The following is a 25,855-nucleotide window of genomic DNA, read 5'->3' on the forward strand; positions in this document are numbered from 1 at the left end:
GAGCTTCGTTCGAGCTAGTACACCATTATATTGGAGGAAATCGTATGCAAACTTTAACCAACAACCGCTTCATAGCCGGAAAAGGGATTAAGTTGATTGACGATTCAGGTGTTGAATACCTGGATGGCGTGTCGGGCACGTTCAATCTGTCACTGGGCTATAATCACCCACATGTTGTCAGCAAAATTCAGGAACAAGTCGGCAATCTGACGCATATGTCTTCCTCCTTCACCGAACCGTACGTAAATGAAGTACTTGATCACTTAATCGAATATGCTCCAAACGACATTAATGCCGGATGGATGCGGGATATCACTGGTTCAACTGCCAACGAATGTGCAACCAAAATTGCACAGAAGTATACCGAATCGACAGACATCATCAGCCTGTATCTGTCCCATCATGGGCAGACCCAATTTGCCACCGGGATTTCGGGGAATGCCTTCCGGCGGAAACGCTTCCCCAATTCGGCTGTGGCTAACGCTGTCCATGTACCTGCCCCATACTGTTATCGTTGCCCATTCAAATCCTCAAATGGAGACTGCGGCTATCAATGTGTTGAAGCTATATCTGATGCGATAGAATATGCAAGTTCCGGCTCAGTCGCCTGTATGATTATTGAACCCATTCTCGGGAATGGCGGCAATATCATCCCTCCCGCCGGATATTTCAAACGACTGCGTAAACTGTGTGATGAGTACAATATTATTCTCATTGCTGACGAAGTACAGACAGGAATCGGTCGTACCGGAACCATGTTTGCCAGCGAACTGTTTGATATCCAGCCTGATATGATTACCCTTGCCAAAGGTCTTGGCGGAATTGGCGTACCTGTTGCTGCTGTATTAATGCAATCCCGATTGAATGTGCTCGAAAAGCATGAACACTCCTTCACCTCAGGAAGCAATCTGATCTCCGTAACCGCTGCCAAATCTACCCTGGAGGTGGTATCTGAACCTGGATTTCTCGATGCCGTGAAACGCAAAGGTGAAATTCTGGGTGAATTGCTGCATGAATTGGCTATGAAATACCCAAGTATCGGGGAAGCTCGTGGTGTCGGGTTAATGTGGGGGTTGGAGATTGTAGGTGACGGTAATGAGCCGGATATGCTAAAAACCAATGCCATTGTTGACCGCGCTTTTACAGATGAGCATCTAATCTTGAGAAGTTCAAGATATGGATTTGGCAACGTTGTTAAGGTCCGGCCTTCCCTTACCACAACCGAAGACGAACTGGTTGAGATTGTGGAGCGGCTGGATTCTGTGCTTGCCAGCGTTCATTAAAACATTTCAATGCAACTGTTCGAAGTGGTCGTTTCGGTTACGAATCGTTCTTATGATCGCTGTTATCCCCGGATTTTTTTGATTCCCCTTTTCCCAAGGGGAAAATCCGTTGATAGCGTATGCTTCCGAAGCAGCTTTCTTTCAGAAAGCTTTGAGGCGAACGCTCTGCTTCTCCAGAATCGATTTCGTCCCCTTCACTACTTTTGTAGCTTGTCAGAAACTGCTTTAAGATGAATCGCTATATTTATATTTTATATAATTACAAGGAGGTTATATCATGCTTGCATTGGTATACAAATCGGCATGGGATGTTGCACTTGAGGAACGACCTGTCCCGGAAATTACAAGAGATAATCAGGTGTTGGTTCGTATTCGTGCGACAGGTGTATGCGGTACCGATCTCGGTATTGTTAGCGGCAAATATCACGCGGTCCCTTCGGTCATTCTCGGCCATGAGTCTGCTGGCGAAGTCATTGATGTTGGCTCTGCGGTAACGACATTGCAACCGGGCGACCGGGTTGTGATCGACCCAACCTACTATTGCGGACAATGTGACATGTGCAGAACAGGCAGACAAAATCATTGTACACATAAGTCTGTAACGGAGACAGGTGTAAGTGCTGACGGGACATTTACAGATTATTATGTGACCGAAGATCGCTTTTTGTACAAATTAAAGGATCATGTGAGCTATGAGGAAGCGACATTGACTGAACCGCTCAGTTGTATGCTGACGGGGATCAATCAGATCCATCTACTGCCGAATTTCAGAACGATCATCCTCGGCGCAGGCCCGATTGGCATTCTGTACAGCTACGCGCTCGCTTCCAAAGGTGTTACTGGCTGTCTGGTCGACATCTCGGAGGAACGCTTAGCGATTGCCGGCTCCATTGCACCAGATCGTTGGCAGGTTCATTCTTCCTTCGAAAATGCAATAGAATCGCTTTCACCCGCAACCCATCAGGTCGATATGATTGTGGATACAACAGGTGTTGTAGGTACACAAGTACTCTCCCAGCTCGCCAGTGGCGGTTATCTGATGCTGGTAGGTCTGAGAGATGGAAATACGTCCTTTAATCCAAAAGAAGTCGTGGACCGCAGTCTGAAAATTATTGGCTCCATCGATTCTCTGGGCACATTCGCAACAGCACATTATATGATTGAGCAAGAGATCATTCCGGCGAAAAAAATCATCACCCACTCCTTTCCGTTAGAGGATTACGAAGAGGCATTCCGCACACTTGGCTGCGATATTCAGGGACGTACACTTCAAGCCTCTTCACATGCCATTAAAGTTGTGCTGCAATCCAGCGGTTCCAGTTTCTAAAGTCGAAAGCTCACCATGAATGGATTAGATTAGAGACATAGGTATACACAATCCTTGAGGAGGAATACAACATGGTAGCAAACCAAGAGTTTGGCGGACTGGGAGCGGCCGATGATGACATCATTCAAGCAGTCATTTTTGATATGGATGGTGTACTGATTGACAGCGAACCGATATATTTCGAGATTGAGCGCAGCTCTTTTGCCCATTTTGGCGCAGTGATGACCGAAGAAGAACACCATACTTATGTTGGAGTTACGCTGGAGTCCATGTGGCAGCAAGTATTGGACAAACATCAACTGACAGGTACGTTAGATGAAGTATTGGCTTATCATCAGCATAATGTGATGCAAACCATGCTGGCTCATTCCAACTTGACGGCAATGCCTTCCGTGGAACGCTGGTTAAGCTGGCTGCACGAACAACACATTCCCATAGCCGTTGCTTCTTCCTCTCCACGTGCACTGATTGATTTGATCATGAACAAGACTGGACTTGGGCGATACTTTGAGGTACGAATGACCGGAGAGGAAGTCGAGAACGGCAAGCCGGCACCGGATATTTTCCTGACCACAGCTGAAATGATTGGCGCATCCCCGTCCAATTGTCTGGTGATTGAGGACTCTCGTAATGGTGTTCAGGCGGCCAAAAGTGCAGGCATGCGCTGCATCGGTTATCACAATCCGGGATCAGGCAACCAAGACTTATCCAAAGCCGATCTTCAGATTTCCAGTTACGATGAGTTATGGACCTTGAAGGATACGTTGTCCTTTGAAGGCAGATTGCCAAGCCTGGCGAAGCTACGCTAGCCGAAGTAAGTCTGGAAGTAAACGCCTAAACATATCTATGGAAAAAACAACCCGACCCGCTTCCATTCTTTCGAATTGGAGCGGGTCGGGTTTTGCTTGCTGCAATGGGTGTTACATTAAAACACATGCTGTAATATCAACTAAACCGAAAGATCGAGACTTCCACCCAGATTGGGATGAGGAGCAGGCACAGACTTCAACATTTCCGTCATCTGCTGGCCTTGCTGCTGTGCCATGTCTTTTGTAATTGACATCACTTGCAAGCTTGCCGACTGTACGACTGAAGCTTGGCTCATTGCCATTGATAATGCTGCAATATCCATGATCTTCACTCCTTTCAATTCGGGTCACTTAGGTGTACTTATTATATATCGGTTAGCATGGAGTATTTGTTAAAAAATAACCCCAATGTCTTCGATTCGTTGGAAACGAAGACATTGGGGTTTACGAATGCTCTAATAACTGGACGATGTAATCAATCCAAGTTCGTTTATTTTAACTTCGGGGTTACTTGTCACTTGTTGAATCATGGAAATATAGTGTTTTTGAATCTGTTCAACGGTTGATAGGTCATACACTTTGGCATTGTACATCAATATGACCTTCATGTTCTCATGGGGCTTGATGATCAAAGTAAAATCAAAACTATTGTGTTCTGTCCCCCCAACATTCGTAATCTCCAGTGGTACTTCACCTTTTTTGCCCAAATCCTCCATCTGATCATTCACCGGGAAATTCTGATACACCACAACATGGTTAATCAGAGATTGTTTCTGCTCGGTCAGATTTTGAATATCATACAACGAAAACGTATCATATGCATGTGAATCCACAGCCTGTCCTTGGGTCCTCTTCATTAGGGATGTGAATGATTCATCGCCCTGAGCCTGGATACGAACAGGAATCGCATTAATAAATAATCCAATCATGCTCTCGATCCCAGGAATAACAGGAGGTCTGCCTGACACAACACTTCCGAATACAACATCGTTGCTTTCATTGTATTGCTGCAACAATACACCCCAGGCAGTCTGCACTAATGTATGGAGCGTTACATGCTGCTGTTCCGCAATCTGTTTCATTTGTTCGATTAGTACATCATCCAAATAACAGTTCAGTGTTCTGGAATCCTGTCTTTCATGTTTTGGTTTGATTTTTTCTCCAGGCAGTTTCGTTTGCCCCTCATAACCATCCAAGTAATGACTCCAATAGGTTATTGCTCCTTGATGATTTTGCTGTTCCAACCATTCAATGAATTGACTATAAGGTGTCAATAGCGTCACTTGAGGCTTTCTATTCTCCCGAATCGCAAAGTAATTCTCAAATATTTCTTTGCTTACCAGAGACATACACCAGCCGTCCATCAAAATATGATGAAAACTCCATATGACGCGGTATTCCTCATGCTTTGTTCGTAAAACAGACATACGTATTAGCGAATCTCGTTGTAAGTCAAATCCTCTGGCCTTGTCTTGCTCGATATACTCGTCAACATACGTTTTACGTTGCAGCTCACTTGTGCCAGCTACATCTTCATAGTGAAATTCAAATTTCTTCTCTTGATACACGATTTGAAGAGGGAGGTCCGCGAAATCACTGTAAAAATTAGTTCTTAATATCGCATGCCTTTGCATTAATTGATCCAAGCTTCGCGCAAAAGAAGTCACATCCAAATCTCCACGCATGTCAAACATGATTTGTACAAAGTAAGCGCCGGAAATTGGATTCCGTTCACTTTCGTACAACATTTCCTTCTGTAATGGTGTAAGTGGATACACATTTTCGATTCGACCGATGTGCCCGGTTTGTTCCACGATTTGATCCAATTGATCAATGGTTAATGACTTGCATGAAATATCACTTGGCGTAAGCGCGGTTTGTTCCTTCGTTACACAATGTTCAACGACTCTATTAAGACCTTCTTTATAGAGATAGGCCAATTGCTCCATCGTTTCCCGGCGATATTGTTTTGAACTATAGTTAATGGACAGCGACAACCGACCCTCTGTAACAATGCCATTGATATTCAGCACAAAAGGTCTCTTGTTGTTTTCACTTACGGATGGTCCGCTGGAATAAGGCGAGAATTTAATGCCATCTTGGCCCGAATCCTGATTCACCTGTCCCATATAGTTGAAACTAATTTCGGGATTTTTCTCTAACTTGAATCCTTCATTTCCATGTGACAAATACCTCGAAATCCCGTAACCAATGCCCTTGGTTGGAATCTGGCGCAGTCCTTCCTTGACGGTCTTAATCTTCCTTGATAAGTCAGCCCCGGACTCCATCGTAATCATAACGGGGTACATGCTCGTAAACCATCCTACTGTACGCGTAATGTCCAGCTCTGGCAGGATGTCTTCTCTACCATGCCCTTCCAGATTTACGAGGATTTCTCCCACGCCTGTCCAATCATGAACAGCCATTCCCAATGCCGTCAGCAATAGATCATTAATTTCCGTATGATACGCATGATGTGTTTGCTTTAATAATTGCTCGGTTTCCGCTGCTGTCCAATGAATAGTGATCGTTTCACTATCTTTGCCAATCGTCTCAGTACGAGCCATATCTTTAGGCAACGGGCTTAGCTGGGCATGCTCCACATTTCTCCAATACTGATTCTCTTGCTTCATCACTGCGCTATCTGCAAACGCAGACAATTGTTCTGCCCATTGTTTAAACGAGATCGTTTTTTGAGGAAGCCGGATTTCTTGACCTCTCAAGAACTGATCTTGCCCTGTCTGAATATCTTCATATAAAATACGCCATGATACCCCGTCTACCAATAAATGATGGATGGCAATAAGCAGGTGATCCCCTTCAGTACATTGGAACAACCCAAGTTTGATCAAAGGTCCGTGAGACAGATCCATACCACTCTGAATTTCTTTTGCTTTATTTTCAATGAATGATGCAGGATCAACCTCATTCTTCAGGTCAATGATCTCCAGACTGTATAATCCTTCTTCGTCTGCCCCTCGATTCCACGCTTCATATCCGCCTTCAGGCGCTTGTCGATAAAGGATACGGAGAGCATCATGCTGTTTAACGATCTTATTCATGATGCTGTGAATAAAGCGAACATCAAACCCTTTTTCACGAAAGAACATCATTTCCTGATTGTAATGATGTGCGTCCACCATATTTTGATCAAAAAACCAGCGCTGAACAGGTGTCAGCTTCACTTGTCCCGTAACTTCCCCTTGGTCAGAAATAGTGCTCACAGATGTAACGTGTTCACTCAACTCTGCTACTGTTGGATAGGTGAAGAAATGCTTCATTTCCACTTTATACCCTGCTTGGAGCAGTCGTGAGGAAACTTGAATACATTTAATCGAATCGCCCCCGAGTTCAAAGAAATGATCAGATGTGCTAACCTTTTGAACACCAAGCACAGCTTCCCAGGCAGCGACGATCGCTTGTTCTACAGCGTTTTGTGGCGCCATATACTCGGTACCTTTTTGCATACGTTCTTGTGGAGATGGCAATGCCTTTCGGTCAACCTTCCCATTGGAAGTTAACGGTATATGCTCTAAGTGAACAAAATAAGACGGGATCATATAATCCGGAATTTCATCTGCTAACACCATTCTGATTTTCTTCGCTGTCAGTGAGCTGTCGCCTTTCCAGTACGCACACAACTGCTTCGAACCATCCTCATGCTCACGGGCAATAACGACCGCTTCCTGAATGGAATCTATTTGCAAAAGCGCAGTCTCCACTTCGCCAAGCTCAATTCGGTAACCGCGAATTTTCACTTGATGATCGATTCGTCCCAGATATTCAATATTTCCATCCGGCAGCCATCTTGCGGCATCTCCAGTGCGATACATTTTCCCATCTGTAATCCAGGGATGATCAACAAATTTCTCTGCGGTTAAATCAGGTCGGTTCAGATAACCTCTGGCAAGGCCCTCACCAGCTACAACTAATTCTCCCTGAACACCGATTGGTTGAAGGCGTTGATGTTGATCCAAAATATAGGTCTGCAACGTCGGGATTGGTTTGCCAATATTGCTCTTTCCAGCATGTATTTCAATGTCGGTTATTTCCTTATACGTTACATGAACCGTTGTTTCGGTTATCCCATACATATTAATTAACTGGATAAATGGATATTTCAGCTTCCAGTCCTTCAATAACAAGGGATTGAGGGCTTCTCCTCCAAAAATCACTTTTCTTAATTCCAAATCTGCTTCATGATCTGACAGTTCTTCCTGAAGAAGATGATAGAAATACGTTGGCGTTTGATTCAAAATCGTCACTTGCTTGTCTTTTAACAATTGTAGAAATTGTTCCGGACTTTTGGCCGTCATTTGAGGTACGATAACCAGTTTTCCTCCATAGAGTAATGCCCCGTACATTTCCCATACCGAAAAATCAAAACAAAAAGAATGGAATAATGTCCATGTATCTGATGCGTTAAAATCAAACAAATTCTTACTATTGAACAACAATCGCACCACATTTTTATGTTCAATACATGTCCCTTTTGGTTTACCTGTCGTTCCTGAGGTATAAATTACATATGCCAGGCCTGTTGGTACAGCAGTCATTCCCAAGTTGGAATGATCTTCATGATAGGACTCAGGTAGATCCATGCAAACGACCTCTCCTGCAAAAGAGATGCGTTCTTGCAAATGACTTTGCATTAATAATACATGTACACCCGAATCCTGTAGCATGTAGTTTATACGATCCTCTGGATATTCAGGATCAATCGGCACGTATGCGCCCCCCGCTTTCAAAATCGCAAGGATTCCTACAACCATGTCTAGCGAACGATCAGCGATGATCCCGGTTAACTGATCATTTTGAATGCCTTTAGCCTTCAGCATTCTTGCCAATTGGTTGGCTTTCTCGTTCAGCGCTTGATAGGTCAAATGTTGATCCTCGAATACAACCGCAACGTGTTCAGGAGTTCTTGCCGCTTGATCCTCAAACAGTCCATGAATTGTCTTGTCCATTGGGTATTCAGCCATAGAATCATTAAACTGCTCCAAAATTTGTTTTTTCTCCTGTGTTGTAGTCAAGTCAATGTCATGGATAGGGATAAGCGGATTGTTGACCACTTGCTCCAACATCTGAATCAAGTGACCTTGAATGCGTTCTACGCTTGCCCGATCATAGACGTTAGCATTGTAATAGAACATGAATTTCATGGATTGGCCTGGTTTAATAATCAGGTTAAAATCATAGTTCGTTTGTTCATCTGCTTCTACATTCGTAATCCGAAGGGCTGTCTCTTCCTGATCCCCAAACTGTTCCATAATGCCCTGTACAGGATAATTCTCAAATATCAGGATGTGATCAATCAAATTTTGCTTTTGCGATGTTTCCGCTTGAATCTCGTATAGCGGATACGTGTCATGTGGATGCGAAGCGACAGCATATTCCTGATTCCGCTTCATAATCGCTGCAAATGTCTCGTTACCTTGAGTCTGAATACGTACAGGAATGGTATTGATGAATAAACCAATGATTCGCTCCACTCCAACAATCGCCGCAGGTCTGCCCGACACCACGCTTCCGAATACAACATCCTCACTGCCGTTATAGATCTGTAGTAACATTCCCCAGGCTGTCTGCATGAACGTATTCAGCGTCACCTGATTCTGACTGGCCACTTGTGCGATCTGTCCGGTTAATTCCTGACTAAGTGTACAAATCATATGCTCTGAATGATATTCATTACTCTTCGTAATGGAATGTTCTTTTGGCAAAGTAGTCTGCTCATCATAACCTTGCAAATAGTCACGCCAGTATTTCAGGGACTCTTCATGATCTTGGTTGTCCAGCCATTCAATATAGTGTTTGTATGGAATTGTACTCTTTGCCTCCAGTTTTCGTTGTTCCTGAATAGCAAAGTATCCATCAAACAACTCTTGGATTACAAGAGATAGGCACCAGCCATCCATCAAAATATGATGATAATTCCAAATGAAACGATAGGTTTGGTCATGCGTTTGCAAGATCGAAATACGCATTAACACATCCTGAGACAGGTCGAAACCTTTTATTTTATCTGCTCTTGTATATTCTGCCACGTATGCTTCACGATCTTTTTCATTCATCTCACGCAAATCTTCGTATACTAGCCCATTCCGTTTATGACGGTATACCACTTGCAGGGGGCCATTCTTCCATTTGCTATGAAAATTTGTTCTGAGAATGGAATTACGCTGCATCAACTGATCCAGACTCTTCGTAAAAGCTTCCACGTCTAACGAGCCATGAAGATCGAGCGTCGTTTGAAGGAAATACGCTTCCGATTTTGAATGAAGCAAATGATGAAAGAACATGCCATTTTGCATCGGTGACAAAGCATATATATCTTCGATTTCACCAATATGCTCAGATTCTTGAACAAATCCTTCTAATTCTTCAATCGTAATTCCTTTTAACGTTAGATCACTTGGTGTACATTCCGGCCTCTCTTTTGTCACACAATGTTTCACGATTTCTTGCAGATGATCTCTAAAATATGTTGCCACTCGCTCCATCGTTTCTTTTTGATATTGTGTGCGACTATACCGAAGGGACAACGTCAATTTGCCTTCCACAATTAAAGCATTCATATCGATAAGAACATTTCTTCTGTGATTGTCGCTTGCTGTTATTCCGCCTGGATAGGGAGAGATCTGCATCCCACTATTCTGAAGATCCTGATCAAATTGTCCCAGATAGTTAAAACTAATTTCAGGATTCAAGGTATATGGAGTTTCTTGCTGATGTGCACTTAAATATCTTAAAATACCATAACCAATCCCTTTTTTAGGGATTTGACGAATCATTTCTTTGTTTGTTTTGATGAGAAAAGACATATTAGAACTTGCTTCCATATCAAGTACAACCGGATACTGGCTCGTAAACCATCCAATCGTTCGTGTAATATCGAGATCCGGTAAAATTTGTTCTCTTCCATGTCCCTCCAGATTGACCAGCACTTTATCCATGCCCGTCCATTGGTGAATAGACATGCCTAATGCATGGAGCAGCAAATCGCTAATCTCCGTTTTATAAGCACGATTCGCTTGTTTTAATAATTGTTCCGTTTCTGCCGCTGACCATTCCATCGTGATCTCTTCACTGTCTTTTTCCAGTGCATGATCCGCTTCAAAATCTGTAGGTAACGGCTTATAGGTTACTTTTTCAATTTCGTTCCAATATGCAATTTCTTGCGTTATCGCATCACTGTTCGCATACAACTGGAGCTGTTCTGCCCATAATTGGAATGAAGCCGTTTTTTGCGGTAGTTGAATGGGTTGTCCATCACTTAATTGTTCATAGCCCCTCGATAGGTCTTCGATCAAAATTCGCCATGAAACCCCGTCGATGACTAGATGGTGAATAACGATGAGTAAATGGTCTCCGTCTGCACATTGAAATACGCCCAGCTTCATCAAAGGTCCACGTTCCAAAGTGAACATGCTTTGCATTTCATTTGCCTTCTTCTCGATTTCTTGAGACGGATCTTCCAATGACTGGAAGTCCATCACTTCAAGTGTATATAAGGGGTCCTTTTCCTGCCCTTCATTCCACGCCTCATAACCCTGTTCTGTAAGGCGATATGCCGTACGAAGTGCATCATGATGCTCACTCAGTTTATCGAATACACGGCGAAGTGTGGCTTCGTGAAAACCTTCTTTCCGATACAGCATCACGGACTGATTATAATGATGGGCGTCCACCTTGTATTGCTCAAAAAACCAATGCTGGATTGGAGTCAGCATTACTTTACCAGTGATGATTCCCTGTTCTGACAGGGTACTTATGGGTTGAACATAGGGAATCAAGCTTGCTATGGTTGGATTTTTAAACAGATGATCCATCTGCACCTGGTAACCTGCTTGATATAATCTTGAAGAAACCTGAATGGATTTAATCGAATCTCCTCCAAGCTCGAAGAAATTATCCAAAATCCCAATGTTCTCTACCCCAAGTACCTCTTCCCAGATCGATACAAGTTGTTGTTCCACCATCGTTCGGGGTGCTTCGTACTCCTTTCCCTTTAACATATGTTCTTTGGGAGCAGGCAGCGCTTTGCGATCTATTTTCCCGTTAGACGTGAGCGGCATCTGATCCAGCTGTATAAAATAGGACGGAATCATGTAGTTTGGCAGCTGCTGGGACAGCGCCTCCCGCAGTTCCCCGATCGTGATTGCATCCTCTCCTACCAGGTATGCACATAATTGTTTGGTTCCCGTTTCATCTTCTCTGGCTATGACGATGGCCTCTTTTATCTGGGTACTATTTAGAAGAGCCGTCTCCACTTCACCAAGTTCAATCCGGTGTCCACGAATTTTCTCTTGATGATCTACCCTTCCTATATACTCTATGTTCCCATCGGGCAGCCATCTTGCGAAGTCACCTGTCTTGTACATTTTTGTTCCCGAAACAAATGGATCATCCACGAATTTCTCCGCCGTCAGTTCTGGACGGTTCAAGTAACCTCTGGATAGCCCTGCTCCGGCTACACATAACTCTCCCTGAACTCCAATAGGCTGCAATTCATTCCGTTCTCCTAAAATGTAGACTCTATTGTTCGCAATAGGCTTCCCGATTGAGATATTTTGATCTGCCGACTTGATCGACAGAACTGTGGATACAACACTGTTTTCGGTGGGCCCGTACTCATTACACACTTCGATACGTGGATTGATGCGCTGCAATTTGTGTATTAAGGCAGGAACAATCTTCTCACCCGCAGCCACCACATTTTTCATGGATACCCAATCTTCCGAGCTTACTTGTTCCAAAAGGGTCATCAAGAAACTGGGTGGACTTTGGATGTGCGTGATTTGCTGTTTTTTGACCATCGTATTGATGGCTATAGCATCTTTGCACTGTTGCTGGTTTAACAAATACACGGTCGAGCCAGATATCATCGGACCAAAGAAATGAGTAATAAATGAATCAAAAACGAAAGGATTCAGCATTAATACCCGATCATCTCCGGTAAAATGATAAAAATCCGATTTCCATTGCAGGGAGTTCACAATGCTGGCATGTTCAATCATCACGCCTTTGGGATGACCTGTTGTTCCAGACGTGTAGATCATGTATGCCAAATCACTGGAGATCGCTCCATCTACCAAATTTAAATGATGATCATGGTGATTTATTTCAAAATCCAGAATGACACATGTCCCTGCAAAATGTTCAGGTTTCTGTATATGACTTTGATGCAGCAACCAAGCCACTTTTGAATCCTCAAGGATATAGTGAATACGGTCTGCCGGATATTCCGGATCGATTGGGACATATGCCCCGCCAGCTTTTAAAATACCGAATAAACCTATGATCATCTCAAGTGAGCGCTCTGCCATAATGCCAACGAACTGACCCGCCTGCACCCCCTTAGCTTGAAGCAATCGGGCCAATTGGTTGGATTTTTGATTTAACTCTCTGTACGTTAACTGTCTATTCTCAAATACGACTGCCGGATGGTCCGGTGTTCGTTCCACCTGTTCTTCAAATAATTGATGAATCGTCTTGTTCTGTGGATACTCAACCCTTGTATCGTTAAAGTCATATAACAGCTTGTTTCGATGAAACTCTGATAACATATCAACTTGACATAGCTCCAGATCAGGTTGGTTTAGAACTACGGAAAATAATTGGTCAAGATGTTCAACAATTTGTACCATATAATCCCGATCATAACGATCATCATCATAAACTAATCTTAACTGAATGGAGTCGTTCTCCAGATCAAAGTGGAACATTGTCGTCGCTTTTACGTGATTTTCATCAAGGGCAGGATGAATTTCATTCAACGAAACCAAGGTGTGAATTAGAGGTACATGGTTCGAATCATACTGAACATTTAAACGTTCAACCATTTTTCTGAAAGGGATTCGTTGATGCTGAATGGCTTCCGTTAAACTGATCTTCACTTGATTAAATAAGGATTTGAATGACATTACATGATTGATATTATTTTTTAAGACAAGAACCTTATTCGAGAGCGATAGATCATTGTTCTTTTCTTCCATCGTTGGTATGCCAATAATCATCTTGGTTTCATTCGTGTATTTATATAACAGGCACTGAACTCCGGTTAATAATATCGTGTAAATGGCCATAGGAGCATTTCGCGACATGGACTTGATTTTATGTGAAACATCGGCTGACAAAGACTTATATATATCATTCTGGTGCTGCGTATCGTCTGGGTGTTTGGAGGTTGTCTTGCAATAAGGCAAATGAACAAGATGATCCTCATCTTCAAATCGGCTTGCCCAATACGATTCCTGTTTCTTAAAAATAGACATACGGCACCCCGATCACTTTATATTTTTAGGTTAGCTTAGAAGAAATCTACTTCAATTAGATCAGCCAGCGTATCCTCATCTATTAATTCTTCAACCAATTGAATCTTCTTGATTTCAATATGAGGGTCGTTGACAATCGTTGTTAATATGACCAACAGATTTTGTGACATCGCTTCAATCGTTGTTTTCTCAAATAAAATCGTACTGTATTCAAAGGCCACTTCTAACTTGTGTTGCAATTCGGTAACATACAACGTTAAATCGAATTTGGATACTCTCGTATTTGGAGCATAAGGCTTACAGGTTACCCCATCCATCTGAATCTCTGAAGCATCTGTATTCTGCAATACAAACATGGTGTCAAACAACGGATTCCGCCGAGCATCTTTGGTTACATTCACTTTCTCAATCAATTCTTCAAACGGATAATCCTGATTCTCATATGCGTTCAACATATTTTCTTTGACTTCCAGCAGATACTCCGTAAAAGTTTTATCCGCGGCAGGATAATTTCGAATAGCCAGTGTATTCACAAACATGCCCATGACCGGCTCCAGCTCAGCATGTGTCCTGCCTGCAATCGGCGTACCCACGATGATATCTTCTTGCCCGCTGTATTTAGATAATAGAATGGTATAGGCGGCTAATAGAGTCATATATAACGTTGTTCCTGTCCGTGCTTCCACGTTCCTTAAGCCTGGAAGGATGTCTTCTTGCAAAACAATGTCCAATACATCTCCCGCATAACTTAGGGTTTCAGGTCTTTCATAGTCTGTTGGCAGATCCAATAGCGGGATACTCTCATCAAACACAGTAAGCCAATACTTCTCCTGCTTTTTCATCCGCTCACTATGAAGCTGTATTTGCTGCCATTCAGCATAGTCCTTATATTGAATTCGAAGAGGAGATAGCTCCTCTCCCTTATAGAACTGGCTAAGTTCAGTCATCAGAAGATGCACGGATAGTCCGTCTGCAATGATATGGTGGAGATCTACCAGCAATACATGACGCTCCTGCTGAAGTTCAATAAGTCCCACCCTCATAAGAGGTGCTTGCCCGAGATCAAATGTGCGAACAAACTGTTCAATGCGATCTTCGATCTCTTCTTCCGTTGACTCGATCAATTCAATTCCAAAGTTCACTTTAGGGTATACGATCTGTTTCGGTTCTCCGTGTATGACTTTGAATGCGGTCCGAAGCGATTCATGACGATGAATCAATTGTTGGAATGCTTTTTCCAATCGGATCCGATCAAGCGATCCTTCCAGCATAAACATACCTGACATGTTGTACATGAGTTCCTTGCCAGCTTTGATGCTCATAATGTACATTCTCATTTGGGCCGAAGAAATAGGATAATACTCTTTTTCCTCTACTTGAGGAATGGACACTACTACATCCTGTTCCATTTGTTCAATAGATTGAGCCATCTGTTCAATGGTCTGCCATTCAAAGACGTTTCTAACCGATATACGGATATTCAGCTTTTGATTGATTTTGGCGGCCAGCTTGGTCGCACGTAAAGAGTTGCCTCCTACATCAAAAAAACTGTCTTTTACACTGATTTTTTTCACGGCAAGCACAGCCTGCCAAATAGGCAGCAACTGTTTTTCCACCCCAGTTTGGGGTTCTATATATTCACTTCCCGTTTGTATGTTTTCTTCTGGACTCGGAAGCGATTTGCGATCGATTTTCCCGTTCGATGTCAGAGGCATGTGATCCAAGTGTATAAAGTAGGCTGGAACCATGTAATTCGGCAACACCTTAGAGAGGCTTTGTTTTAGCTCTCCCACCGTCAGCGTGGAATCCGCTGTAAAGTATGCACATAACGATTTGTCCCCGTGATCATCCTCATGTGCAATGACGATAACTTCTTTCACACACTCTAGATCTAACAGCGCCGCTTCGACTTCTCCTACTTCGATCCGGTATCCGCGAATCTTAATTTGGTGATCCATTCTTCCCAAATACTCGATATGGCCACCGGGAAGCCATCTCACCAAATCTCCCGTTTTGTACATTGTCGCTCCCTGGACAAACGGATCACGTACAAATTTTTCTGCTGTCAGCTCAGGTAAATTCAAGTATCCTCTCCCCACCCCATCGCCAGAGATACATAATTCCCCTATGACGCCTACAGGCTGAACTTTGCCATGTTTGTTCAATACATACAGGCGATTATTTCCTAATGTTCGACCAATCGGTAGGTGAGCTCGTTGATTCGCTGTATCCAGGTGTTCTGGAAGTACACGGTATGTCGCAACATCCACACAACATTCTGTTGGACCGTACACATTAATTATGGTTGGAGGCGTTTTATGATTGAGAGCAAATAAGGATGTGATTTCATTTACACTTTGCTGAGAAAGAGCTTCACCGCCAATGAGCATATATTTTAGCGATATGCCTTGAACGTTTTTTGCCTTCGAAAGTAATTTCAGGTGCGCAGGCGTACCGTCTGTCAAATCAATTTGGTGGTGCTGATAATAATTCATTAAATCTTGTCCATCCAGTACTGTGTCCTTGTCTACAATAAACAAGGCATGTCCTGACAGCAGTGCGCCAAAAATCTGCTTCACAGATGCATCGAAATAGTAAGGCGCAAGTAAAGCAACATGCATACTACTATGCTGATCATCTATCACTTGACTGTACAACGCTTTAACCAAGTGATGAACCTGACGATGTTCGATCATCACACCTTTTGGCATGCCTGTTGTGCCTGAAGTATAGATCACATAAGCCAACTGCTCGGAATTCCCCGCTGGTTCCAGATTCGACAGATTAGCTGCATAGGTTTCTTTATCGTCCAAATCAATCATTTTTCCATTAAACGATACCAACTGCTTCAAATGCTTTTGCGTGACTAACAACGTGGCCCCCGAATCATGCAGGATATAGCGGATACGCTCGTCAGGAGAATCCGGATCAATCGGTACATACGCCCCGCCTGCTTTTAGAATGCCAAAGATGCCAACGATCATATCAATCGAACGATCTGTCAGAATACCTACAAATTGATCCTGCTGCACTCCCTCAGCTCTAAGCGTATATGCCAATTGATTCGCCCGTTCGTTCAGTTGACGATACGTCCATTGCTCATCTCCAAAAGCAACGGCTAATTGATCGGGTGTCCGTTCCACCTGTGCTTCAAATAATTCCTGGATGGTCTGATCACGGGAATATTCTATGTTGGGTTCATTAAAGTCATATAAAAGAACGTTCTGCTCATGTTCAGACAGCATTTGAATATCGGACAAGACAATATCCGGTTCGATCACAATGTCTCTGAGGATGTTGAACAGATGTGTTTTCATTCTGTCGATGGTATCCCGTTCAAACAGCTCCGTCTTGTAATTAAAGTGCATTTCCAGACACTCGTTATCATCCTCAACGATGAACATCAGGTCATATAACGATACACCGACATTTAATTCTCTAACTTTAAAGCTGCAATCCTGTTCTTGCCGTTGATTCAACGCGGTATTTAAGAAGATATACATCGTATTGAAAAGTGCTGTCCCGGTTGTATCCCGATGTGTGTTTAAATTCTCTACAAGGTTGTCAAAAAGATAGTCCTGGTTATCCAATGCATCCAGGGATTGTTTTTTTATTTCCTCGAGATAGGATCGAAACGACTTATTCCCCACCGGCTGTGATCGAATCGCTACCGTCTGGATAAAGACACCTATCATATTCTCGACATCCGGATGGTTCCTTCCTGATGTTGGCGTGCCTACAATCATGTCTTCTTGTGCTGTGTATTGATGAAGCAGCACATTATACGCTGCCAATAACACCATAAACATCGTAGTTCCCGTTTGTTTCGCAAGCTTCTCCAGCGACTGCTTCAAGTGTGCGTCCAACACAAATGACAATCTTGAACCTGCCGAAGTTAAATGAGCTGTCCGAACAAAATCAGTAGGCAGATTAAGGTTCGGGAGTTCTCCTTTGAATTGATCCAGCCAATATTTTTCTTGCTGCTTATAAGACTCTCCTGCCAGAAATTCTTTCTGCCAAGCTGCAAAGTCTTTGTATTCAACCTCAATGTCCGACATGTTTCTTCCGTCATACACATCAATCAGTTCATTCGCAAGAATGCCAACGGAATATCCGTCCGATATAATATGATGCATCTCAATGAGGATCTCTACATGATCATCGTCTATACGAATGAATTCGGCACGTATTAACGGCGCTTTGGAGCAATCAAATGGTTTGGCAAACGTCATAACATGTTGTTCGAATGAAGCAGAGCTTTCCTGAGATCGTTGTACTTCAAAATCAATCGTTGGAGCAATACGCTGGTAAAGCTCTCCATCCATCAGATGGAAACTGGTGCGAAAAGCTTCGTGACGGTGCACGATTTGTTCCAATGACGAAATTAGTTTAGCTTCATCGATATTTCCTGTGACCGTGATATGGCCGCACATGTTCTGAAACACACTATTTGGCTCAAATTGATCCAAAAAGTAGATCCGTTGTTGTGCAGATGACGTCTCATAGAATTCCTTGACGTCCAATGCCTTAATCGGAATGAATGTTTCCTTATTCTCGCCTGTAATCAGACTCGCTAGCTCCTTCAGACTTTGATTGTTGAAAAATTGAACGATTGAAATTTTATGATTAAGCTGCTCATGTACCTTTGAAAGCATTACTGTCGCCTTGAGCGAGTTTCCTCCGAGAACAAAAAAGTGATCATGTCTCCCCACTTGATCAAGCGATAATACGTCCTCCCAGATTAAAGCCAGCTTTTTCTCCACGTCATTGACTGGAGGCTCGAATATGGCTGCATGATTAACGTGAGGAAGACGCTCCGTAACAAACCGATTATACATTCCCTGTAATTGGTCCTGTTGCTCGGATGAGAACAACGTCAAAGACGAAATTTCAGCCTCTGGATGACTCACCATATGTTGCAGCAAACCTTTAAATCCTTCAGACCACAGTTTCATCATCTCAGGTCCAATGAGATCGGTATTGTAATCAAAATCCAGGTACAATTCATGGCTAACATCCGTAATATTAAGAAATAAATCGTAAGAAATATGTTTGATCGGATACGACATGAATTCAGTCTTGATATTTTCAAATTGAAGATGATGAATCGTTCTGTCCATATTGAATAAAATCCGGGTATCCGGTGCAGTCATAGGAGCAAGCTGTTCGGATACGAGGGTCAATGGAACATGCTGATGCTTCATGACAAGAGCCAGCGTTTCCTTGAGCTGAAGAACATGGTCTACAATGGACTGCTTCGTTAACAAGGCATGATGAACAGGTACAATGTTGACACAGTTGCCAATCAGCGCATTTTTTTGCATATGAGACTGACCCGCTGTAGGCACCCCGATGACAAGGTGTGATTGCCCTGTTAGTTGATGCAAATATAAATGAAACGCTGCAAACATCGTTACAAACAAACTGCTCTTATTATTGATACTTAACGTTCGCAAAGACTCTGTTAATTGATTATCCAACTTGATGGAATATCGTTCACCAGCAAATCCCTTGGGCACATCATCAGACGGTGCCGATGGAAGTGTAAAATTGGGATAGGATAAGGAGAATTGCTCCCTCCAGAACTGAATTCCTTGGGTAAATGCCCCTTTTTCATGCTCAAGTCGTTGCCACGTTAGGTATTCACGAAATGGAGTCGTTTCAGGCAATCGAACGGGAACCCCTCGGACCAGAGCAGAATAGGTATGTTCCAACTCTTGAATAAATAAAGCAATCGACCAGCCATCAGCAATAATATGATGAAATGTCAGTACCATAAAATGTTGATTTGCTGCCAGCTTAAGCAAAGTGATTCTAAAAAGCGGTTCCCCAGACTGTAAATCGAAGGCTTCATTTGCATCGGCAGATAACCAATTGGAAATTTCATGTTCTTGGTTCTCACCATCGTGTGCTGAGAAATCCAGCCATGTGCACTGAAACTCCATTACAGGCTGAATTTGTTGTGTTTCACGATCGGCATGAATGACTGTTCTCAGAGCTTCATGACGCTGTGTAATCTGATTTACGGCCTTATCCAACGCAGAAGGTTTCAGTTCGCCTGTCATTTTTAAAATAACACTCTGATTTAATGCAGCATTTGCATCTTCCCCATGTAATGAAGTTAATAACAATTGTTTTTGCTCTAAAGAGAGAGAGTATTCCGAAATAGGCGTGCTACCAGGGATAAATTCCCACTCACGGAGTTCATGGATCGTCTCTTTTACGATCTTGATGATGGTATCCATGTCTTCCATTGAATGCGCAGTCGATATAAAACAGTTACGGCCTTCCCAAATATATAAACCTTTATACATTAAATGGTAGAAGAATAATTCCATATCTCCAAATGATATAAATCGAAATAATGATCCATAGTTCACCATTTGCATCGGTACATTCGCTGTTTTGAAAAACGCATTTAATTCTTTAACAAGATAATCTGTTTTTTCATTTAATTCCTTATATAAGGTTTCTGCTTCAGATTGAAGATACTGTAGTACCGTTAACATCACTCTCATCGTAAGAGGGTGTGTACAGAAGGTTCCACCGACAAACGTTTTCTTATCTGCATCGGAAGGGTAAGAATCATCACCAAAGTTCCAGGTTCCACCATCTACCGGATTCATAAATTCAGCCTTACCCGCGACTATGCCAATAGGCAGCCCGCCACCGACCACTTTCCCATACGTAACCAGATCTGCTTGAACACCAAACCAATCCTGTGCTCCACCCAGACCAATTCTAAATCCAGTGATGACCTCATCGAAAATAAGTGCAATCCCAAATTGATTTGTTATTTCTCTAAGTTCCCGTAAGAATTGTGTTGGCTGCATATCAGGTCTTCGACTTTGCACCGGCTCTACAAGCACAGCAGCCAATTCATCACCCAGGTTCTGAATTATATCCAGGGACTGCGGATGGTTATAATTAAGAATAATCAAATCTTCCATAGCGCTATTAACAATACCAGGAGCCATAGGCAGCGCAGACGATAAAGCATCCCCAGGATTCGCTACACCCAACACCCCATCATGTGTACCATGATATGATCCGGAAAATAATACAACTTTGGAACGCCCCGTTGCCGCCCGCGCTAAACGAAGTGCAACCATGACAGCTTCTGTTCCTGAATTATAAAATGCGACACGCTCTACACCTGTCAACTCGGAAATTTTAGCTGCGACATCTCCTGCCAAGTCTGACATAGGGCCCAATGGAGGCAATTGTTCCTGGAGGCTGTCTGCTATTACATTTTGAATAAAAGCTGGATTATGGCCAAATAGATTTACACCAAATCCCATCGTCAGATCCAAATACTCATTCCCATCCAGATCCCATAACTTAGATCCCTCTGCACGTGTTGAAATAATGGGATACACCATTTCCTTCCAATACGAGCGAAATCCAGACACATTGCGATTATTCGCATGAACCAAACGTGTTTGGCCTGTTTTTAATTTTGAACCTTTGGTTCTTGCGGTATACTTGGCTATAAATTGTTCAACATACTGGTTCTGAAGCGGTGATAATCCGCTCTCTTCATGAATCTTCAACGATTGATACGGTATAAAAGGTTTGGCTTCCTTCGATTCCGAATTGGGTTGGATTTCTTTGGTTGGTTTGGTCTCATGATGTTTCATTTCCAAAAGAGGCGATTGAACAGCATTCATTTGCTCGCCTAACAACACATTCAAACTTTTTAATTGGGACTCCATGAGCTGAATGGCAGACATCACAATTTGTTCCGACACATTCCCTGATGATTTTGCCGTGTTTATATTGTTCACAGATGCCAGATTTCGTTGTTCAGTATGCTCCTGAACTGTTTGATTGTTTATATTTTCAGATACATCATGATGCTTTATATTCTCTGACACATATTTAACTAAGGAATTAATATTTGTAAGGGTTTCAAAAAACATTTCCATCGGGATATCCAAACGGAACAGCTCTGAGATCTCCTTCTGAATTTGCACAAGAATAATGGAATCCAATCCCATTTGGAGAAAATGAGCTTGATGATCCAGCTCTTCCAACTTCAAACCAGATGCACGACTGATACTTGTTTTAATCTTTAATTCAATATCGTTTGCATTCATCTCCATTTGAACCTCATTCCTCTCTGACCTATGTCCCGCTGGTATCTGATGTTTGACTTCAATCCAACACCGCTTCTGTTCAAATGGGTATAAAGGTAATGGAATTTTCCGAATGACTTCATGATTATAAAACCTTTCCCAATCAATCACTGCCCCCAGTGTAAATAACTTGCCGAGTTCATTTAAAGATTCTACCTTGCCCTGAGCATACAGATGATCGGTAACAAGCGTCTTGTCTTTTTTGGCATAACCAAAATAAACATTGGGCAGTTTACCCTCTCCGTTTGCAATTCGTTGCAATTTTTCATGTAATTCTTGTGTACTCGTGACTACGATGGCAAGCCGATAATCCAGATTAGCCCTTCCCGTACTGGCTGTATAACAGATTTGTTGAATGGAAACATCCGTGTGATCGGTTAGATATTCTTGATACGTTCTGACCAGTTCATCCAGCGCCCGTTCGGTGGCAGCAGACAGAACAAATAGATGAGGCTCTTGGGACATGCTTTTATCTACTGTTTTGGAAGGAACATATTCTTCGAGAACAACATGTGCATTCGTACCACTGAAACCAAAAGAACTAATCCCGCATCGTAATGGACCCTCTTCTTCACCAAAAGCCATTAATTCCTGATTCACATAAAAAGGGGAGGCTTCAAACTTAAGCAAGGGATTAGGCTTGTCAAAGTGAACCAATGGTGGAATCTTTCTCTGTTGAAACATAAGAATAGATTTAATTAATCCAGCGATTCCCGCCGCTTCAAAGCCATGTCCAATGTTAGCTTTGGCAGATCCGATTGCACAAAATTGTTTCCGATCCGTATATTTCTCAAAAGCTTTACGCAAAGCATTGAACTCAACCGGATCACCTAATTTTGTCCCTGTTCCATGTGCTTCAATAAAGTTAAGCGTATCAGGAGAAATGCCGGCTTCTTTCCATGCCTTTTCGATCACATGGGTCTGTGACTCCGGGTTAGGTGCTGTGATTCCTACCGTCTTGCCATCCTGATTAATCGCACTTCCCTTAATCACACCATAGATATGATCTCCGTCCTTAATCGCTTGCTGCATTGGCTTCAACATGATCGATCCAACACCTTCGCCAAATCCCGTGCCGTTGGCATCTTCGCTAAATGTTCTGGTCAATGCATCTGGAGATTCCATATCCAGTCCGATACTTATTGGTAATAATGCCGTTCGAATGCCTCCTGCGATTGCCATTTCACAATCTCCAGCGAGCAATCCTTTACATGCCATGTGGACAGCAACAAGTGAGGAGGAGCAAGCGGTATCAATCGTTAAGGCCGGGCCCTTTAAATTCAAGAAATATGCAATCCTGCTCGCCAGTACAGATGGTAAATTTCCAATGATATAATTTTTGAGTTCTGCGGGGTAACTCGCCGTCACCAGCCGTTCGTAATCATATCCAACTTTGGAATACCCCACGTACACGCCCACATTTCTTCCATTGATTCCTTCCCCTGCATACCCGGCGTCTTCAATCGTATGCCATGCCGTTTGCAAGAACATCCTTTGATTCGGGTCCATAAATTGAGCGGTTTTTGGGGTTATGCCAAAGAAAGAGTAGTCGAATTGATCAATTTGATCCAAGTAACCACCCTTGATCCATTGAATTTCGCTCATTTCACTTCGCATGGATTGTATATAATCCGCTGCGTCTATTATCCTACTTTCAGGGTAGTCCCGAATGTTATGTGTTCCATTTTCCAAAACACGCCAAAACTCGCTTGCATTTGATGCACCAGGGAGATTCAAAGACATACCGATAATAGCAATATCTTTGGATGACGTATGATCCTCTTGAGTTTGGTTGACTTTCACGGTCTCGCTGTAGCCTCTGGACAGATATGCTGCCAATTCAGTTATCGAGGGATAGGTAAAGAGGTCCGTAACAGCAAGTTCTTCTCCGTATTTTTGTTCTATACGTTCAGCGATTTGGGCCAGCTGTAATGAAGTTGCACCCATATCAAAATAGCTATCCTCAAGGTCAACCTTTTTCCCAACCAGCACTTCAGAAAATAGTGAAGTTAATTCACGTTCTATGACTCGAACCGAAACAGCAACCTTTCCTTTTGCCTTGTCATTGTCATTCTTGATCCAGTCATGGATGAAAGCAGATTCTGTTGAGAATTTGCCTGCTTCATACTGCTTGGCTAACTGATACCGCTGGATTTTCCCACTTGTTGTTTTGGGTAATTTTTTGATGGGCAGTACCTCTTTGACACTCCATCCCCCATGTTTGTATAGGTGTCTTTTGATTTCTTTAATATGAGGCAGGAAGTGTTCGATCTTTTTTTTGTACACGACAAACAAAACAATTTCTTCACTTTGACTATTCGAATCATACACACCACAAGCAGCAACTCTTCCGAGTTCAATATCATCTAATTGGATGGCGACACGTTCAATGTCATGGGGATATACATTTTTACCATTGATAAAGATAATGTCTTTTTCCCGCCCTGTTACAACCAGTTTTCCGTTCATGATGAAACCCAGATCTCCTGTATTCACCCATCCGTCGTGCGTTAATAACTTCTCCGTTGCTAGTGAATTATTATAATAACCTTGGGTGACGTTATCCCCCTTGATTTGAATTTTTCCAATAACCAAATCGGGAACACTGTTCATTTCCTCATCGCAAATTCTAAGATGGCAATAATCAATTGCTTCGCCAACGGCAACAAATGATGCCACATGTTGAGCATGTTTCTCGACTTCGATGACACGCTCCCCTAAGTTCAGATGATCCCGGTGAACGTACACCGCAGTAAATTCTTCTTCTACCTTGGGAAAGGAGACGGCAACAGAGGCCTCTGCTAATCCATATACGGTAAACATGGCTGTTTTCTTTAAGTGATATGCTGACAATACATTTAGGAATTCATCACACACTTCGGGTAATATAGGTTCCGCCCCATTATAGATGACTCTGACAGATGACAGATCCCATCCCTCCGCTTTGTCTTCGCGAAAGAAATTCAGGAAGTATTTATAACCAAAGTTAGGGGAAGACAGTATGGTTGCTTTATGTTCATTTACTTTTTTCATCCATAGAATCGGTTTGCGAATAAATAATTCCGTTGGGAGCAAGTACTGATGAATTCCTGCCACGAGGGGTACGAGATGAAATCCAATCAAACCCATATCATGGGTAAGGGGCATCCAGGAGAGAAAACTATCGTTTGAACTAATTTGTGTGCCATTAATAGCAGCACAAGTATTATAAATCAGGTTTCTATGGGTGAGCATAACGCCTTTCGGATCCCCGGTTGATCCAGAAGAGAATTGAATAAATGCCAAGTCATCAGACTGAGGTTCAACTATATTATTAATAGATTCATAATGATATATGGTGTCTTGGATCAGATCCGTTCTGACTTCTAATTGATGATGGAAATCAAACATGTCATGTTCCAAAACAAATCTCTTCATTTTATCCAGCACCTTCTCAGATGCAATCAGGAAAGGGTTATTTAGCAAATTCCAAATACGGCATACTTTCAAGTTTTGTTCTTCATCTTCACCAATACTTACAGGGATAGGGATCATTCCACCGAGTATACAAGCCCAGAATGCGACTAAAAACCGTTTGTTTTCTTGAATCTGAAAAATAATCTCTTGTTTAGGTTTAATTCCGATGGCTTGTAGATAACCTAAATACCCTTGTGCCTCAGTAAATAATTGATGATAAGATATAAAAGTTTCACGTTTGTCCGCATCGATAAAACGAATACCTCGGTCCGTTATTTTACCTCTGTCGCGGATAATATCCACTAATGTTTGAAACTGATTAGTATACATATCTCTCCTCCAAATGAATCATCTCTAACATGCTTATCTAATTATTTACACATATTTCAAGCAAAATTTTACCATAGAAATATATGTAAAATCAATCAATTTATTGTTACTTTATGGTAAAAAATAGAGATTGATTTTTGGATTATTGACATATTTATTACCAATATCTGAAGCTTCAACAAGTTCAGATGCATTAAAAGACAAAAAGACTACCTTATAAAAAGGCAGTCTGTCG

6 protein-coding genes are annotated in these 25,855 nt (G+C 42.4%); 3 read left to right on the forward strand and 3 right to left on the reverse strand.

Annotated features, from left to right (window positions below):
* Positions 1–44 precede the first annotated feature (44 nt).
* The 3 genes from F0220_RS18090 to F0220_RS18100 all read left to right on the forward strand — a co-directional run bounded on the left by F0220_RS18090 (position 45) and on the right by F0220_RS18100 (position 3,419).
* On the forward strand, positions 45–1,283 hold the full coding sequence (locus F0220_RS18090) for an aspartate aminotransferase family protein (RefSeq protein WP_091020559.1): 1,239 nt from the start codon (positions 45–47) through the stop codon (positions 1,281–1,283).
* A gap of 277 nt (positions 1,284–1,560) precedes the next feature.
* Positions 1,561–2,610 carry a zinc-dependent alcohol dehydrogenase gene (locus tag F0220_RS18095; RefSeq protein WP_105599261.1) on the forward strand — a complete coding sequence of 350 codons (1,050 nt, stop codon included), beginning with the start codon at positions 1,561–1,563 and terminating at the stop codon, positions 2,608–2,610.
* 71 nt (positions 2,611–2,681) lie between these two features.
* Positions 2,682–3,419: an HAD family hydrolase gene (locus tag F0220_RS18100; protein ID WP_105599262.1), complete on the forward strand. Its 738-nt coding sequence runs from the start codon at positions 2,682–2,684 to the stop codon at positions 3,417–3,419.
* Positions 3,420–3,559: 140 nt separating this feature from the next.
* Here F0220_RS18100 and F0220_RS18105 read toward each other — a convergent pair whose 3' ends face one another.
* The 3 genes from F0220_RS18105 to F0220_RS18115 all read right to left on the reverse strand — a co-directional run bounded on the left by F0220_RS18105 (position 3,560) and on the right by F0220_RS18115 (position 25,620).
* Positions 3,560–3,742 carry a YjfB family protein gene (locus F0220_RS18105; protein WP_105599263.1) on the reverse strand — a complete coding sequence of 61 codons (183 nt, stop codon included), beginning with the start codon at positions 3,740–3,742 and terminating at the stop codon, positions 3,560–3,562.
* Between the two features lie 132 nt (positions 3,743–3,874).
* Positions 3,875–13,696, reverse strand: coding sequence for a non-ribosomal peptide synthetase (locus F0220_RS18110; protein ID WP_105599264.1), 9,822 nt, complete (start codon positions 13,694–13,696; stop codon positions 3,875–3,877).
* A 35-nt stretch (positions 13,697–13,731) separates the two neighbouring features.
* Entirely contained in the window at positions 13,732–25,620 is an 11,889-nt protein-coding gene (locus tag F0220_RS18115) for a non-ribosomal peptide synthetase (RefSeq protein WP_149846717.1), read from the reverse strand.
* Between the last annotated feature and the right edge of the window lie 235 nt (positions 25,621–25,855).

Source organism: Paenibacillus sp. 37 (genome assembly GCF_008386395.1).
GTDB classification, from domain to species: Bacteria; Bacillota; Bacilli; order Paenibacillales; family Paenibacillaceae; genus Paenibacillus; species Paenibacillus amylolyticus_B.